Raw genomic sequence first — 16,399 nt, 5'->3', positions numbered from 1 at the left:
CCCGGCCTCCGCCAGGTGGCACCTGCGCAGGCGCGACGACGACGGCTACGGAGCGTTACGCCCCGGCCGGCTGACGTACGTTCGCCCGTACCCAGTCCACGATCGACGCGGTCGTCGCCCCGGGGGTGAAGATCTCCGCGACGCCCTTCTCCTTCAGCAGGGGGATGTCGGCCTCGGGGATGATGCCGCCGCCGAAGACCAGGATGTCCTCCGCGTCGCGCTCCTTCAGCAGGTCGATCACCGCGGCGAACAGCGTGTTGTGCGCGCCGGACAGGATCGACAGCCCGATCGCGTCGGCGTCCTCCTGGATCGCCGTGTCGACGATCTGCTCGGGCGTCTGGTGGAGACCCGTGTAGATGACCTCCATTCCCGCATCGCGCAGCGCCCGCGCGATCACCTTGGCCCCGCGATCGTGGCCGTCGAGCCCCGGCTTGGCCACCACCACGCGGATCGGACCGGCTGCCACACCCATCACTGCCTCCATGAAGCGACTACACACACCCTGTACCGATGGACCGCCTGCCGCCACATCACCGCACCGGCGGACACACGGACCGCACGGTCGGCACGCCTCGAACCGGCGGATCGGCCCCGCCGGCACCGGCGCCCCGCGCCGTACCGACCCGGGAAGTGAACGAACGTTATCGCCAGCATCCCGCAACCGGCAGTTTCACGGTGGTGACCGAGGGGGAAATCACACAATGGGACACGTTCGCCGCGCAGGGTCCCCCCTCCCCGCGGCACACGCGCCGCGGCAGCGGCTCGAGCGCCGTGGACCGAGGGGATCGTGCGCAAGGAGAGCCGCACCAAGGCGGCCGCACCACCGCCCCACCAGCGGGGCGCCGTGGTGGTGGGGTGCGCCGGCGAAAGGAATGCAAGGGCACGAAAGCGGGGAGCACCACCCGTACGAGGAGGACGGGACACCGCGCCAGGAGGACGGGCGGGTTCATGTCACCACGACGAAAACGGCGCCCGTCGCGTCACCGGCGCCGTACGCGCCGCACCCGCGGCACGGCCGTACCCGCGGCACCTGCCCCACAGGCCACCGCCACGGCTTTCCATGAGGGCACACGGGGGCACGGAGACGTCCTCGCGCGTGCCGACGGGAGGTCGGCCAATGAAGGTCACCGGGGTAGTAGAGCCTCTGGTTCCGCTGTGCCAGCGCCTGTTCCCCAGCAGACTGGCCGGACTCTCCATCGCGCTGCTGAAGGCGACCGCCCTGGAGCTGGCGATCCTCGCCGGACATGTGCTCCTCTACCCGTCGGGAATCATCCAGGAGCGCCGTTGCGCCCCGCTCCCGCCCCCTCCGGACACCACCACGCTCCCCACCGAGGCCAAGCCTCCGGTGATCCTGCTGCACGGGTTCATCGACAACCGCTCGGTCTTCGTCCTCCTGCGCCGGAACCTCGCACAGCACGGCCGTCAGCACATCGAGTCGCTGAATTACTCTCCGCTGACGTGTGACATCCGCATCGCGGCCGAGCTGCTCGGCCGTCATGTGGAGGAGATCTGCGAGCGCACCGGCCAGCGACAGGTGGACATCGTCGGACACAGCCTGGGCGGTCTGATCGCCCGGTATTACGTGCAGCGGCTCGGTGGCGACCTCCGCGTCCGCAGGCTCGTCACACTCGGTACACCCCACTCCGGCACCCGCGTCGCCCCGCTCGCGAACGCGCACCCCATCGTCCGCCAGATGCGTCCGGGCTCGGAGCTGATCGAGGAGCTGCGTGAGCCGGCGCCCGGCTGCCGTACGCACTTCGTGAGCTTCTGGAGCGATCTGGACCCGCTGATGGATCCGCTCGAGGCGGCGTGCGTCGACCATCCGGACCTGGTCGCGCAGAACATTCGGGTGAGCGGCATCGGCCATCTGGCCCTGCCGGTACACCCCGCGGTCGCGGCCGGGATACGGCAGGCCCTGGATCTCGAGGAGCCGACGGCGGCCGCGGCCCACACCGGCGGCCTGACGGTGGCGTGAGCCCCGCCGCGCGCCACGCCTGACACAGCGCCCGGCGTCCGCTCCCGACCCGGCGTCCGGCCACCCGATACTCGCGCTCGGCACGGCACCAGCACAGCCGCCCTCACCTCCCCGACACCCGCATGTACTCGAACATTCATCGAACGCAGCACCAAGGCCTTGTGCGGTGACCCCCGAAACACGGCCGAATGCCCGTTTCCTGCCCACCGGAAACCTGCGGAAGATTGTCGCGCCCGCGTACTGCCGGGTACAGTCGCCGCACTGCTCTGGCAGCCCTTGTTGTCGAGGCGAAAGAGAAGTCGGTGCACGACCGTCACCCGTCGGGGACCGCAACTCCCCCGGCTCCGGCCCCCGATGCCGCCTCGGCGCAGTACGCGCCGTACGGCCCGCAGGGTGGCCAGTACGGTGAGTTCACGACCTACGCCGACTCCACCGCGACCTACGCCGACTCCACCGCGACCTTCGCGACCGATCCCCTCTTCGGCGACCTTCCGGGTGACGGCGGGACCGGTTCGTACGACACCGGCCAGTGGTCCACCGGCAGCCACGACACCGGCAGCCACGAGACCTTCGGCACCGGCACGCACCAGGCGCTGCACTACGACCCGTACGCCGCCCAGCATCACGCCGCGTTCGACACCGGCGCCCATGACACGGCGGCGTGGGCGACGGGATACCAGCAGCTGGCCGCCATTCCCGCGCAGGCCCAGGCCCCCGACGCCACCGGCCAGTGGGACGCGCAGGCCTGGCTCGAGGCGGAGCAGTCGGCGGTCTTCACCCAGCAGTGGGAGTGGGGCACGCAGACCTTCGACACGGGCACGTACGACGCCACGCAGTGGAACTCGGGGGGAAACCCAGAACACGAGTCGGAACATGCGGCTACCGGCGGCTTCGAGCACGCCGTCCCCGACCCCTTCGCCGGCGCCGAGCCCTTCGAACACCAGGCAGCCACCGCCACCTTCGATCAGCTCCCGTCCGAGCGGCGCACCGACGACGACGCCCCGTCAGGAGCGGCCGACGACGTCTCGCTGCTCGACGACCAGGAAGAGCACACACCCCTCCCGCCCGCGCGTGCCGCATCCCGCGCCGCGAGCCGTTCCCGGCGTCGCACCCCGGCGAGGCGGTCCGCGCTGCTCACGGTCGCGGTGCCGTCGGTGTGTGTCATGGGGGTCGCCGGGGTCGCCGCGGCGACCGTCGGTGTGGGCGGAGACGACGGCAAGGACATCACGGCGAGCGCCGCCGACACACCGGTGAAGCCGTCCGCCGCCAACAAGAAGCTGGATTCCCAGCTCGCGAACCTCTCCGCCGACGCCAACGACTTCGCGGACCGGGCCAGTCGCACCCAGGAACGTATCGACCTCAAGGCCCAGCAAGTGGCCGAGCAGAAGAAGGCGGCGGCCGAGGCGGCGCTCAAGGAGCGGCTTCGCCCCAAGTTCGCGCTGCCGGTCCTGCAGAGGGGCCTCAGCGCCTACTTCGGCCAGGCGGGTGTCAACTGGATGTCCGTGCACACCGGCATCGACTTCCCGGTGGCGTACGGGACGACGGTGATGGCCGCTACCGACGGCACCGTGCAGACCAAGTGGAACAGCGCGTACGGCAACATGCTGATCCTGACCGCCAAGGACGGCACGCAGACCTGGTACTGCCACCTGTCCAGCTACCGGGTGCCGTCCGGTACGACCGTGAAGGCCGGTGAGCCGATCGCGTACTCCGGCAACTCGGGCAACTCCACGGGCCCGCACCTCCACTTCGAGGTGCGACCCAGCGGAGGCGCCGCGATAGACCCGCTGCCGTGGCTGCGCAGCCACGGGCTCGACCCCACCTGACCGGCTCGGGCTCGACCCGGCCGACCGGCTCCCCCGAACGACCGGTTGTCGACCGGCTCACCAGACCGACCGACGCCGCGACGAGCCCCCGCCGTTCAGCGAGGGCCCGGAAGCGGAGCTACAGCTTCTCCACCGGCGCGTACCGCAGCAACAGCCGCTTCGGCTTCTCATCCCCGAAGTCGATCGTCGCCTCCGCGTTCGACCCCGTGCCCTTCACAGCGACGACCGTCCCGAGGCCGAACTGGTCATGGGTGACACGGTCGCCCACCGCCAGCGAGACCACCGGCCGCTCCGTCATACCGCCCCGGCGCGTGGCGAACCCGGACGCACCCGCCGCCGACGAGCGCGAACGGGACGACGACAGCGAGGCCGCCACCCCCGAGAGCGGCCCGGACGACGGCGCCGCGAAGGAACCACCCTTCCGCTTCCACTCCACGTGCTGCTCCGGGATCTCCTCCAGGAACCGCGAGGGCGGGTTGTACGACGGCTGGCCCCAGGCGCTGCGCATGGCCGACCGCGTCAGGTAGAGCCGCTCCCGCGCACGCGTGATGCCGACGTACGCCAAGCGCCGCTCCTCTTCCAGTTCCTTCGTCTGTCCGAGCGCGCGCATGTGCGGGAAGACGCCGTCCTCCATGCCGGTCAGGAAGACCACCGGGAACTCGAGGCCCTTCGCGGTGTGCAGGGTCATCAGCGTGATGACGCCGTCGCCCTCTTCGCCGTCGGGGATCTGATCGGAGTCGGCGACGAGTGCGACCTGCTCCAGGAAGTCGGCCAGAGTGCCGCCGGGGACGGCAGCCCCTGCGGTCTCCGCTCCCTCGCCGCGCTCCTGTTCGAACTCCAGGGCTACGGCGGCGAGTTCCTGAAGGTTCTCGATCCGGGTCTCGTCCTGAGGGTCGGTCGAGGACTGCAACTCGGCAAGGTAGCCGGTGCGTTCGAGGACGGCCTCGAGGACCGTGGCCGGTCCGGCGCCCGACTCCACGATCGTGCGCAGCTCCTCCAGCAGCGCGTTGAACCGCTTGACCGCGTTGGTGGAGCGGGCCGCCATGCCGTACGCCTCGTCGACGCGGCGCAGCGCCTGCGAGAAGCTGATCTTCTCGCGCTGGGCGAGGGCGTCGATCATCGCCTCGGCGCGCTCGCCGATGCCCCGCTTGGGCACGTTCAGGATGCGCCGCAGCGGAACGGAGTCCTCCGGGTTCGCCAGCACCCGCAGGTAGGCCAGGACGTCCCGGACCTCCTTGCGCTCGTAGAAGCGGACGCCGCCGACGACCTTGTAGGGCAGGCCGACGCGGATGAAGACCTCTTCGAAGACACGGGACTGGGCGTTGGTGCGGTAGAAGACGGCGACGTCCCCGGCCTTGGCCTCGCCCGCGTCCGTGAGGCGGTCTATCTCGTCGGCGACGAACTGCGCCTCGTCGTGCTCGGTGTCGGCGACGTAGCCGGTGATCCGGGCACCGGCGCCCGCGTTGGTCCACAGGTTCTTCGGACGGCGGGACTCGTTGCGCTCGATGACCGCGTTGGCGGCGGAGAGGATCGTCTGCGTGGAGCGGTAGTTCTGCTCCAGCAGGATCGTCGTGGCGTTCGGGTAGTCCTCCTCGAACTGGAGGATGTTGCGGATGGTCGCGCCGCGGAAGGCGTAGATCGACTGGTCGGCGTCGCCGACGACGCACAGTTCGGCGGGCGGGACGTCGTGCTCGTTCGGCGGGACGTCCTCGTCGTGCGCGCGGGTGCCCACGAGTTCGCGCACCAGGGCGTACTGGGCGTGGTTGGTGTCCTGGTACTCGTCGACGAGGACGTGGCGGAAACGGCGGCGGTAGTGCTCGGCGACGTCCGGGAAGGCGCGCAGCAGATTGACCGTCGTCATGATCAGGTCGTCGAAGTCGAGGGCGTTCGCCTCGCGCAGCCGGGACTGGTAGAGCGCGTACGCCTGGGCGAGGGTCTTCTCGAAACCGTCGGCCGCCTGGGCGGCGAAGTCCTCCTCGTCGATCAGCTCGTTCTTCAGGTTGGAGATCTTGGCGCTGAAGGACTTGGGCGGGAAGCGCTTGGGGTCGAGGTCCAGGTCACGGCAGACGAGGGCCATCAGGCGCTTGCTGTCGGCGGCGTCGTAGATGGAGAAGGAGGACGTGAAGCCGAGCTTCTTGCTCTCCCGGCGCAGGATGCGGACGCAGGCGCTGTGGAAGGTCATCACCCACATCGCGTTCGCGCGCGGGCCGACGAGTTGCTCGACCCGCTCCTTCATCTCGCCCGCGGCCTTGTTGGTGAAGGTGATCGCGAGGATCTGCCCGGGGTGGACGCCCCGCTCGGCCAGCAGGTACGCGATGCGGTGGGTGAGCACACGCGTCTTGCCGGAGCCGGCGCCGGCCACGATGAGCAGCGGGGAACCGGCGTGCACGACGGCCGCGCGCTGGTTCTCGTTCAGCCCCTCCAGCAGCGCCGCCATGTCGACGGCAGGGCGGTGCGCGCCGTTGCGGTAGTACGCGTCCCTGTCCGGTGGCAGGTCGAACTTCCCGCCGAACAGATCGTCCGGAACCGGCTCCGGAGCGTGCTGGTCCTCGGGCGGCGGGGGCTCCTCCTCGTGGGCCGGAGTGGCCTTGAGGTCCGCCAGGAAGCTGTCGTCAAAGAGGCTGCTCATCGCTCTCCGAGTCTAGGCCGCCCCACCGACAGCCGGTCGCCGCCCTGGAAACTCGCCCGCGAAAGCGACCGCCCGAGCCGTCCCACTGGCCAGAATCCGCCGTTCACCCTGCGCTCCGGAAGAACGCTGTGCCTCCTGACCCATGGGGCCGGGCACGCGCGCGTGGGGTTGTTTTCCGTCGTCGCGCGCGTGCCCCCGTACGCAACCCGTGTGCGCGTCCCTAGCATCGGGCGCATGTCAGGCACCTCCGCGCTGCGCACCTGGTGGGCGCCGCGTCCGCCCGCCACCGGGTCCGCCGTCATGGCGACCGGCATCCTGTCGGTCGGGCTCCACCTGACCGGCCAGCAGATCCTCTCCCGCCTCGCCCTGGTCCTGGCGGGTGCCGCCTGGCTGGGGCTCGCCGCCGACATCGCCCTGCAACTGCTGTGGGACCGGGAGCAGTGGCGGGCCCGGGCCGGCTCGCCGGCCGCGCTCACCATGGTGCCGGCGACCACCGTGCTGGGCTCGGGGGTGTCCGCTCTGAACGGGCAGCCGCTCGCCGAGGCACTGCTCGCACTGGCCGTGGTGCTCTGGGCCTGCCTGGTCCCGTTGACCGTGCCGGACTGGGAGCGCCGGATGCCCGGCGCGGTGTTCCTGGGGTGCGTGGCGACGGAGGGGATCGCGGTGCTCGGGGCGGTGCTCGCGGCGGCCGTGGGGGTGGCGTGGCTCGCCCACACGGCGCTGGTGTTCTTCTGGTTCGGGCTGGTTCTCTACCTGATCGGGCTGGGCTGCTTCGACCCTCGGCAGGTGGTGACCGGGCCGGGCGACCAGTGGATCTCGGGTGGCGCACTCGCCCTCTCGGCGCTGGCCGGTTCGCAGCTCATGAGCGCCGCGCACCAAGGGCTCTACCTGTGGAACAACGACGACAGCGGCGTCCTGCGCGGTGTGACCGTCGCCCTTCTCGTCCTCGCCCTGGTCTGCTACGTCGTCCTGGCGATGGCGGAGGTGCTGCGGCCCCGGTTCCGCTACGACGTCCGGCGCTGGTCGACCGTGTTCCCGATGGGGATGACGGCGGTGGCGGCGCTGTCCGTCGCCTCCTCCGTCGGCGTGCCGTGGCTGCGCGGCCTCGGCCGGGTGTTGCTGTGGATCGCGGTGGCCGCCTGGCTCCTGGTCCTCACCGGAGCCGTCGCGTCGGCCGTGGACGGCATCAGGTCCAGAGCACGGCGATGAAGATGTTCGCCAGGGTCGCGGCGCCGACGAGGCCGAAGAGGGGCTTCTCGACGGTCTCCTCGTCCCGCTTCACATAGACCAGGCCCAGGATGACGATCAGCAGGGCCAGCTTGATCCCGATCTTGATCGTGTTGACCGAGTGGTCGTCCGCCTGGTTGAGGCCGACCAGCGCCACCCCTGTGACCAGCATGGTCAGCGCGCCGTGCAGCATGGCGGGCACGAAGCGTGCCGTGCCCTGGCCCATCGCCTTCATCTGGGTGAGGAAGCCGCCGAGGAGCGCGGCGATGCCGACGATGTGCAGTCCGACGAAGAGGTGGATGAGTACGTCCATGGGGCCGGAGCCTAATCAGCGCGTCTGTGCACGCCGACACCGCCCCGGCGGATGTGACGCCGCTCGCTCGGCCCTCCGAACCGGCCGCATATATGCGCCCTATAGCACTCGACGGCCGCCCGGTGCGCCGGATCCACCGCATTGGTCATCGCAGAACGTGAAGACGGCGACCCGGCGCCGGGATCACGGTCACATACGGTCACCGTCAGTCCGGTCGGGCCACTTCCGTACATCCGGTCACCCTTGCCTCACGGACGGGTTTAGCGTCCTCCCCCAGGTGCCCGGCTCCCCATCGCCGCCCGGGCCAGGGGCGGCCGTCGGGCACCACCGCCGAGAAGGTCCGGCGGCGGCCTGTTCCCCCTGTGCGGACCGCCGCCGGACGCGTGACACCGCCCGCGGCCCCGGCGGTCGTACGAAAGGACGTGACGTCCAGGTGGCAGCGCACCGCAAGCCCAGACAGCGTTCGCTCGGGGGCGGCACGGCCCGCACCGCCGCCACGATCGCCCTCGCGGGAGCGGCTACCGCGACCGGCTTCGACGGCACGGGGCACGCCGAGCCGCCCCTCTCGCCGGCTCAGGTCAAGGCCAAGGTCGACAAGCTGTATCAGGAGGCGGAGGCCGCCACCCAGAAGTACGACGGCGCCAAGGAGCAGGCGGAGGAGGCACAGAAACGGCTGAACGGCCTGCGGGACGAGGCGGCCCGCCGCACGGATCGGCTGAACTCCGCCCGGGACGCCCTGGGTTCCTCGGCGGCGGCGCAGTACCGCGACGGGGGCCTCGACCCCGCGGTGCGGCTGCTGCTCTCCTCGGATCCCGGGCAGTACCTCGACAACGCCGCGTTCGCCGAGCGGGTGGACGACCGCCAGGCGGCGGCCGTGACGCGCGTACGCGACCAACTGCGGGAGATCGAACGGCTGCGCGGTGCGGCACGGGTCGAACTGGCCTCCCTGACGTCCCGGCAGGCGGAGCTGCGGCGGCAGAAGCGGACGATCACCGAAAAGCTGGGCGAAGCACGGCAGCTGCTGTCCCAGCTCACGCAGGGGCAGCGGGCAGGGGCCTCGGCGGACGGGGGCGCGGGACGGACGTCACGGTCCGTGGGGCGCGATCTGCTGGGCGCCGTGTCGGCCGCGACAGCGACGGCCGAGGCGCCGGACGCCCGGGCGGCGGCTGCGGTGGCGTACGCGTACGGCAAGCTCGGCAGCCCCTACGTCTGGGGCGCGACCGGCCCGAACGCCTTCGACTGCTCGGGCCTGGTGCAGGCCGCGTACCGCTCGGCGGGCATCTCGCTGCCCCGGACGACCTACTCCCAGATCGGCGCGGGCCGGCGCGTCGCCCGCTCCGAACTCCTCCCCGGTGACCTGGTGTTCTTCTACTCCGGGATCAGCCATGTGGGGATCTACGTCGGCCACGGCCAGATGATCCACGCCCCGAACCCGTCGGCACCGGTCCGCCTGGCACCGATCGACGAGATGCCGTTCGCGGGAGCCACGCGGGTGGCGTGAGCCGGCATAGCCCATCCGGCGGAGCAGTCCGGTGGTGTCAGCGGGGTGTCTGGTGCGCAGGTGCGGCGAGTACCGTGCGGCACTCGTGCCAGGCGTCAGCGCTCAGCAGGTCCTGCAGTCGGGTGAACAGGGCGAACAACTCAGGGCCCCACTTGTCGCGAAAGGCCGGGTCGACGTCGGCGAGGTCCAGTTCGTTGGCGGCCGAGAGTTCGGCGAAGTCCCGGCGCAACTGTGGCTCCGGAGTCCAGGAGCGGCCGGTGAACCTGTCGTGGAAGGCGGCATCGACCTCGCTGAGAGCCGGATAGGTGGCCTTCCGGTCGCATGAGGCATACAAGTACACGATGGCCTCGGCCTCGGCGCCGATCACGGCTGCCAGGTCCTGGCGGCGGTCCAGTGGCAGCAGAACTCCGGAGAAGCCGTCCGTGCCGTAGAACGCGTGGCACAGCCCGGCGAGTTGCAGGGCCGGCCGGGCCCTCCACGCAGCGAGCCGCGCCTGTACGCGCTGGAGGTGGGCAAGGAGGGAGCCGCCGGGGTGGGCGATGCCTTCGGCGCCGAACTCGCGCAGGAGCGTTACAGCGCGGTCGGTCCTGGCAGGGAGAGCAGTCACGGGGTCCCTGTCCTTTCGGTGACGGGGTGGTCGGCACCCGCACAGCGCCTTCGCCGGTCCGGATCCGTACGAAGACACCGGACGGGTTGCCGCCTGGGCCTGCAACGATCTTCTGGCGCCCTGGTACCGCTGGTGGGCGGCGTGTACCGGACGGTCACACCAGCCGACGTGCCGTCGCCCACCGTGTCAGCTCGTGGCGGTTCGACAGCTGGAGCTTGCGCAGGACCGCCGAGACATGGGACTCGACCGTCTTCACCGAGATGAACAGCTGCTTGGCGATCTCCTTGTACGCGTAGCCGCGGGCGATGAGGCGCAGCACCTCGCGTTCACGCTGGGTGAGGCGGTCCAGGTCCTCGTCGACGGGCGGCGCGTCGGTCGAGGCGAAGGCGTCCAGGACGAAGCCGGCCAGGCGCGGGGAGAAGACGGCGTCGCCCTCCTGGACGCGGAAGATGGAGTCGATGAGGTCCGAGCCGGTGATCGTCTTCGTCACATAGCCGCGGGCGCCACCGCGGATCACGCCGATCACGTCCTCGGCGGCGTCCGACACCGACAGCGCCAGGAACCGCACCGGCTGCTCGGGGTCGGCCGTGAGCGAGGCGCAGCGGCGCAGCACTTCCACCCCGCCGCCACCCGGCAGGTGGACGTCGAGAAGGACGACCTCGGGACGGGTGGCGGTGATGACGGCGACCGCCTGCTCGACGTCGGCCGCCTCACCGACGACCTCGACGCCGGTCAGCTCCGTCTGCCCGATCTCGGCCTGGACTCCCGTACGGAACATACGGTGGTCGTCGACAAGTACGACCCGCACCCGCCGGTCCGCGTTTCCACCGGACACCGCGGCCTCCCCGTTCGCGTCGCTCATGACGTCGTCTCCGCCCTCTCCATCTCCAGCTCGACCTCCGTGCCGCCGTCGGGTACCGCGCGCAGCCGTGCCGTGCCGCCGTTGCGCTCCATACGGCCGATGATCGATTCTCTGACACCCATGCGGTCGGCGGGTATCGCGTCGAGGTCGAAGCCGGGGCCACGGTCACGGACGGACACGAACACCGTCTTGCCGTCGACCTCGGCGTAGACCTGGACGGCGCCGCCCTCGCCACCGTACTTGGCGGCGTTCACCATCGCTTCGCGCCCGGCCTGCATCTGTGCGCCGATCCGTTCGTCGAGGGGACAGTCGCCGACGATGACGACCTCTATGGGGACGCCGTGCTTGTCCTCCACCTCCGCCGCGTTGCGCCGGACCGCCTCCGCCAGGGTGTCCGGCTCCTCGGCCTCGTCCTTGCCGGTGCCCTCCGGTTTGTACAGCCAGGCGCGCAGGTCGCGCTCCTGGGCGCGGGCGAGGCGGCGCACCTCGTTCGCGTTCTCCGCGTTGCGCTGGATCAGGGTCAGGGTGTGCAGCACCGAGTCGTGGACGTGGGCGGCGACCTCGGCGCGTTCCTGGGCGCGGATGCGCATCAGGCGCTCCTCGGACAGGTCCTGGGTGATCCGCACCAAGTACGGTCCGGCGAGCAGCGTGATGCCGACGAGAACCGCCAGCGCCGCCTGGAGGACCGAGCCGAGGTGGGCGGCGGAGCCCTGCAGCACGAACATGCCGGAGACACCCGCGGTGACCAGCAGGACACCGGCGGCGGCACGCAGCAGGGTGAGCGTGCGACGGCGGCTGCCGACCTCCATCCAGCGGGCCCGTCGCGCGTTGTCCGCCTGGCGCCAGACCAGGGCGACGCCCGCGGCGACGAGCACGGCCGGTATGAGGTAGACCTTGGCGACGCCGTCGAGCTTCATGCTGCCCACGAAGGTCAGCGCGACGACGACCATCAGGAGCAGAGCGACGATCTGCCCCCGGTCGGGCTTGCGGGCGACCAGTTTGCGGCGGCCGTGGGGTGAGGTCTCGGTGCCGACGAGGGACGGGGACGGGGAGCGGCGGTCGTCGACGCCGCCGACCCCGAGCGGGACGAAGAACCAGAACGCGGCGTACAGCAGCGCGCCGAAGCCGTGTGCCAGGAACAGGCCGACGAAGACGAGGCGCACCCAGATCACGGGCAGCCCGAGATGCCCGGCGAGCCCCCGCGCCACGCCCCCGAGCCAGCGTCCGTCGCTGCTGCGGTAGAGCTTGCGCGGCGGCCGCGGATCGGCGAGGGGCAGGGTTGCGGCGTCCGGCATGCCAACGATGGTCACACGACCGGACCGGCCGGGCATCAGGGTCGGCCCCTTAGACACCCCTGATCTTCGAATGACGGGTGATCGAACACTTCCCCCGGCAGCCCGTCAGGGCAGATTTCAGGGTTGGGCCAGGGTCGTCCCGACTGCCGCCCGGCGCCCGCGGCGGCGACCATGGACGCATGACAGATCAGCAGCACGCGGCAGCGGGGCACGGCCCTGGTGCGGGGCACGCCTCCACCGCGGGGCGCTGCCCCGGCGGGGAGCGGGGTGGCCGGCCGCCGGGGGACGGCGCGCCGGACGCCGCCCCGCAGCACGCCGTGCCCGCGTCCGGCCCTGCCGCGCCCGCTGCGGATGAGGAGCCGCGCGCGCAGGGGGGCGCGGACGTGCGGCAGGATGCGGCCGTGCGCGAGAACGGAGGCGAGGACGCCGGCATGGACCAGGACGCGGGCGGACCCCCGGAGCCGGGCGCCCGCACGGGTGCTGCGGCGCGCGAGCGGGCCGGGGCCGGGAAGGACACGCCCGGACGCGGCGGAACCGCCACGTCCGACCACGCGGCGGTGGCCGAGGATCCCGGCCGGTTCCGGCGTGAGCGGCGGCACAAGATGCTGGCGGGGGTCTGTTCGGGCCTGGCCCGGCAGTGCGACATGGATCCGGTGATCTTTCGGATCGTGCTGGCGGTGCTCTCGGCGGCGGGCGGCCTCGGCCTCATCTTCTACGGCTTCGTCTGGCTCCTCGTGCCCTACGAGGACGAGGAGGAGAACGAGATCCGCAAGCTGCTGACGGGCCGCGTCGACGGTCAGGCCCTGGCCGCGGTGCTCTTCGCCCTGGTGGGCTGCGGAATCTTCCTGTCGATGCTCAGGAACGGCAGCGTGCTGACCTTCGCCGCCGTCCTGTCCCTGCTCCTGGCCGGCGCGGCGTACTGGTCGCGGCAGCGCGGCGCTCCCGACGCCGACCCGCTCACCACGCAGGCGGTGGCCGACGCCCCGCCGGAGGCCACGGCACCGCCGGTCCCCGCCTCCTACCCCTCCTGGTGGCGCGAGCCCATCGTCAAGGACGGCACCCACGTGGGCGGCACGGGCTATCTGTGGGGCCCGACCGACACCGCAGGCAGAGACGTCGCGGCGGCGGTCGCCATCGCACGCGGTTCCTCGTACGCCGAGCGCATACGGACCGAGCAGCGGCACAGACCTCGGGGGCCGCGCTGGATCGGCGGCTGGGTGTTTCTCCTCGCCCTGCTCGCGGGCGGCCTCGGCACCCTGCTGACCTGGGACGACCGGGCGCTCGGCACGAGTCTGCAGACGGGCCTGGCGTGCGCGCTGGTGGTGTTCGGCGTGGGCATCGCGGTCAGCTCGTTCCTGGGGCGTACGGGGGCGGGCTCGGTCTTCCTCGCGGTGCTCACGGCGGCCCTGCTCGCCGCCTCGGCGGCCCTGCCGAAGGACATCGGCACCCAGTGGAGGCATGCCACCTGGGCGCCGGCCTCGGTGGCCGCCGTGCGGGAGAAGTACGACCTGGGCACCGGCGTCGGCACTCTGGATCTCAGCCGTCTCAGGCTCGCCGGGGACCAGACGGTGACGACGCGGGCCCGGGTGGGGGTGGGTCAGTTGAAGGTGCTGGTTCCCAGGGAGGCGACGGTGGAGCTGAACATCGACACGGGTGTGGGCGACATCCGGTTGCCGGGGGAGACCCGCAAGGACGTGGATGTGAAGCCGGGCAAGCACCGGACGGTGACGCTCACCCCCGCGGCGGGGACGAAGAAGGCGGCCACGCTCCGCCTCGACCTCGAGGTCGGCGTGGGCCAGGTGGAGGTGGACCGTGCCGCGTCATGAGTTCCAGCCGGGCCGGCTCGTGGCCGGGGCCTTCCTGGCCGGCGCGGGCCTCGCTTACGTCGGTGATGCCGGCGGGGCGTGGGAGACACCCTGGTTCGCGATCATCCCGATCGTGATCGGCGGCCTGTGCCTCGCGGCCGTGACCGGCCTGCTGGCCCGCGCGATACGCAAGCGCCGGGCGCCCCGCACCGGCCGGCAGGCCGAACCGGAGGGGGCGAGGGCGGCCGCGGTGCCGCCGACTCAGCGGTAGCCGCCCGCGCGTTGCCGTCGTCGGGCCCGCAGGGCGGCGTCGAGGGACAGGACCGGGGTGCCGGCGAGGACCAGGGGGATCCAGGCCATCAGATAGGCGAGGTCGTTGCCGTAGTAGTAGGGAGTCGAGGCCCAGCTGACGGTCAGCCACAGGCTCAGCGAGATCAGCGCGCCACCGAGCGCGGCGAGGCGCCCCAACAGGCCGACGAGCGTGCCGATTCCGACGGCGAGTTCACCGAAGGCGATGGCGTAGCCGAATCCGACGGGATGCTTCAACGCCAGGTCGACCAGGGCCGGGATCGCCGACGAGCCGCGCACGGAGTGCATCAGCTCGCCGATGGACCCGGAGCCGGAGGCATGCATGAAAGCGCTGTTGGTGAGCTTGTCCAGGCCCGCGTAGATGAAGGTGATGCCGAGGAAGACGCGCAGTGGAAGCAGTGCGTACCGCACGGCGGTGTCCCGCCAGGTCCTGCCCTCGTCGACGTAGGAGGTGTGGGAGTCCGTGCGAATGCCATGAACCATCGTGCCGCCGCCTCTCGCCCGCCGTGCCAACCCTTGCCCTCAACAGACCATACGTACGAAAGGGGGCAACCGCTCAACCATTGCGCACACACTTTTCCGGCTCCTTGGCCCGGGAGTTCCGCATCGGCCCCGGACCGACGGCAGGACACCGCCGATCGGCAGGGCGGACCCGGAGGCACCCCGGCTGGGCCGAACGGGGCACCGCACCCGGCGGTCACGAGACTCCGGAGCCTGCTCGCCCAGCCCGTGCCCGGTCACTCCGTCACGTCGATGGCCACCCGGTTGGTCTCCACCCCGGCAGCCGTCACCACCTGCACCTCCACCCTGCCCGGTTCCACATCCGCCGGCACCGGCACCGTGAGCAGGGTGTCCGTCGGGTTGCTGAAGCCGCCGGTGACCGGAACCAGCGGGACATGGACGTGCACGGCGCCGATCCGGACCACCATCCGGGACAGCCGGTCCGCGTTCTGGGCGCCGGGCGGTACGAAACCGGCGCCGCGGATCTCGATGTCGTCGCCCGTGCGGATCGGCGCGTCCAGGTCCCCCGCCTCCCGCGCCCGGACCACCGAGAGGATCACCGGACGTCCGCCTTCCGCGTACTTTCCGGCGAGGTAGGTGGCCGCCGAGACCAGGACCAGCAGCGCGAGTCCCCACGGCAGGTCGGGCAGTTGCTCGGGGCGGCGGGCCAGCCGTACCACCGCGAAGACCAGGGCGACGGCGCTGACGATCACGTACTGGGTGTCAGGGAAGCTGCCCCGCCCCGAGTCGTCCGTGAGCAGGTCCGCCGCCCGCGGCCGGTCGGCGCGCACCTTCTGCAGCCGCTGACCGAGCACCCGCAGCCCCACCACCCGCCGCACCAGCACCGCGATCCCGCACACCACGGCGACCACGGTCACCACACCCGTGCCGCGCGCGAGGCCGAGCCCGGCGATCAGTTCGTCGCGCCGGCCCTCGGCCGAGGCCGCCGTCAGCTCGACGACCAGCACCAGCACCGCGTACAGGACGAACAACACCCAGCCCGCCGCCACCGCACGGGAGGTCGACAGCCGGTTGTCCTCCCCGATGACGGGCGCGAACACCCCACCGCGCGCCCGGTGCAGATACCCGGCGGCCGTCAGCGCCGCTCCCACCAGCACCGCCGCGACCAGCCCGGCCGTGCGCGCCACGGTCCACCCGGCGCCGATCGCGGTGAGCGCCTGTGCCGGCAGCAGGACGCCGACGGCACCCCACACCGCGATCGCCGTGCGTCGCCACAGCCGGCCCAGCCAGGCCTCGGCGTCCGCGCGACCGCGCTCGGCGACGACCGCGGCGGACTGGGTCAGCTCGTCGGACACCCACTGACGGGACGCGGACGCGGAGTGCGCGACCGCCGCGGGCAGCCCCCGCCCGGACGCGAACTCCTCCCGCTTCGCCAGGAACTCGGCGACCGCGCGCCGGTGTCCCTCGCGTGCGCCGTGCGGGCAGTCCCCACAGATGCAGCCACCCTCGTGCGCACGCGGGCCGCTCCCGCGCCGTTCGCCCTGCCTCGCCTCCTGCACCGTCACGCCCGCTGCCGCCTTCCCGCGCC

At 71.8% G+C, this 16,399-nt stretch carries 14 protein-coding genes; 6 read left to right on the top strand and 8 right to left on the bottom strand.

Annotated elements, in window-relative coordinates; genetic code table 11:
- Positions 1–55: 55 nt before the first annotated feature.
- The gene (locus SY2F82_RS11495) at positions 56–472 is read right to left on the bottom strand and encodes a cobalamin B12-binding domain-containing protein (protein ID WP_030233524.1); all 417 of its coding nucleotides are present in this window, start codon (positions 470–472) and stop codon (positions 56–58) included.
- Between the two features lie 645 nt (positions 473–1,117).
- Between SY2F82_RS11495 and SY2F82_RS11490 the strand changes: the two genes are divergently transcribed.
- On the top strand, positions 1,118–1,975 hold the full coding sequence (locus tag SY2F82_RS11490) for an alpha/beta fold hydrolase (protein ID WP_200418894.1): 858 nt from the start codon (positions 1,118–1,120) through the stop codon (positions 1,973–1,975).
- A 188-nt stretch (positions 1,976–2,163) separates the two neighbouring features.
- Positions 2,164–3,801 carry a M23 family metallopeptidase gene (locus tag SY2F82_RS11485; protein WP_200418893.1) on the top strand — a complete coding sequence of 546 codons (1,638 nt, stop codon included), beginning with the start codon at positions 2,164–2,166 and terminating at the stop codon, positions 3,799–3,801.
- Between the two features lie 118 nt (positions 3,802–3,919).
- On the opposite strand, the gene pcrA is transcribed toward SY2F82_RS11485, so the two are convergent.
- Positions 3,920–6,430, bottom strand: a complete 2,511-nt coding sequence (gene pcrA, locus SY2F82_RS11480; RefSeq protein WP_200418892.1) for a DNA helicase PcrA — start codon at positions 6,428–6,430, stop codon at positions 3,920–3,922.
- 234 nt (positions 6,431–6,664) lie between these two features.
- On the opposite strand from pcrA, the gene SY2F82_RS11475 reads away from it, so the two are divergent.
- A complete protein-coding gene (locus SY2F82_RS11475) occupies positions 6,665–7,639 on the top strand; it encodes a tellurite resistance/C4-dicarboxylate transporter family protein (RefSeq protein ID WP_200418891.1) in 975 nt (324 codons plus the stop codon).
- Here the strand turns inward: SY2F82_RS11475 and SY2F82_RS11470 are convergent.
- On the bottom strand, positions 7,617–7,970 hold the full coding sequence (locus SY2F82_RS11470) for a hypothetical protein (RefSeq protein WP_200418890.1): 354 nt from the start codon (positions 7,968–7,970) through the stop codon (positions 7,617–7,619). The genes SY2F82_RS11475 and SY2F82_RS11470 overlap by 23 nt on opposite strands.
- A 433-nt stretch (positions 7,971–8,403) precedes the next feature.
- Between SY2F82_RS11470 and SY2F82_RS11465 the strand changes: the two genes are divergently transcribed.
- Entirely contained in the window at positions 8,404–9,471 is a 1,068-nt protein-coding gene (locus SY2F82_RS11465) for a C40 family peptidase (protein ID WP_200418889.1), read from the top strand.
- 37 nt (positions 9,472–9,508) lie between these two features.
- Here SY2F82_RS11465 and SY2F82_RS11460 read toward each other — a convergent pair whose 3' ends face one another.
- The 3 genes from SY2F82_RS11460 to SY2F82_RS11450 all read right to left on the bottom strand — a co-directional run bounded on the left by SY2F82_RS11460 (position 9,509) and on the right by SY2F82_RS11450 (position 12,235).
- Entirely contained in the window at positions 9,509–10,078 is a 570-nt protein-coding gene (locus SY2F82_RS11460; RefSeq protein ID WP_200418888.1) for a DUF6817 domain-containing protein, read from the bottom strand.
- Between the two features lie 154 nt (positions 10,079–10,232).
- Positions 10,233–10,940, bottom strand: coding sequence for a response regulator transcription factor (locus tag SY2F82_RS11455; protein WP_200418887.1), 708 nt, complete (start codon positions 10,938–10,940; stop codon positions 10,233–10,235).
- A complete protein-coding gene (locus tag SY2F82_RS11450; RefSeq protein ID WP_236041351.1) occupies positions 10,937–12,235 on the bottom strand; it encodes an ATP-binding protein in 1,299 nt (432 codons plus the stop codon). Before SY2F82_RS11450 ends, SY2F82_RS11455 begins: the two co-directional genes overlap by 4 nt.
- Positions 12,236–12,414: 179 nt before the next feature.
- Here SY2F82_RS11450 and SY2F82_RS11445 point away from each other — a divergent pair, with 179 nt between their 5' ends.
- Complete coding sequence (locus tag SY2F82_RS11445) at positions 12,415–14,061, top strand: PspC domain-containing protein (protein WP_200418885.1); 1,647 nt, start codon at positions 12,415–12,417, stop codon at positions 14,059–14,061.
- Positions 14,048–14,311 (top strand): hypothetical protein, encoded by a 264-nt coding sequence (locus SY2F82_RS11440; protein WP_236041349.1) that lies wholly within the window; start codon positions 14,048–14,050, stop codon positions 14,309–14,311. The genes SY2F82_RS11445 and SY2F82_RS11440 overlap by 14 nt, the downstream gene beginning before the upstream one ends.
- On the opposite strand, the gene SY2F82_RS11435 is transcribed toward SY2F82_RS11440, so the two are convergent.
- Together SY2F82_RS11435 and SY2F82_RS11430 are read right to left on the bottom strand one after the other, a co-directional pair.
- Positions 14,302–14,832, bottom strand: coding sequence for a DoxX family protein (locus SY2F82_RS11435; protein WP_200418884.1), 531 nt, complete (start codon positions 14,830–14,832; stop codon positions 14,302–14,304). The two genes, SY2F82_RS11440 and SY2F82_RS11435, sit on opposite strands and share 10 nt — an antisense overlap.
- 254 nt (positions 14,833–15,086) lie before the next feature.
- On the bottom strand, positions 15,087–16,376 hold the full coding sequence (locus tag SY2F82_RS11430) for a hypothetical protein (protein WP_200419417.1): 1,290 nt from the start codon (positions 16,374–16,376) through the stop codon (positions 15,087–15,089).
- Between the last annotated feature and the right edge of the window lie 23 nt (positions 16,377–16,399).

It is taken from the genome of Streptomyces sp. Y2F8-2 (assembly GCF_014905555.1).
Lineage (GTDB): Bacteria > Actinomycetota > Actinomycetes > Streptomycetales > Streptomycetaceae > Streptomyces > Streptomyces cynarae.
This window is presented reverse-complemented; position numbering and strand designations above follow the sequence as displayed.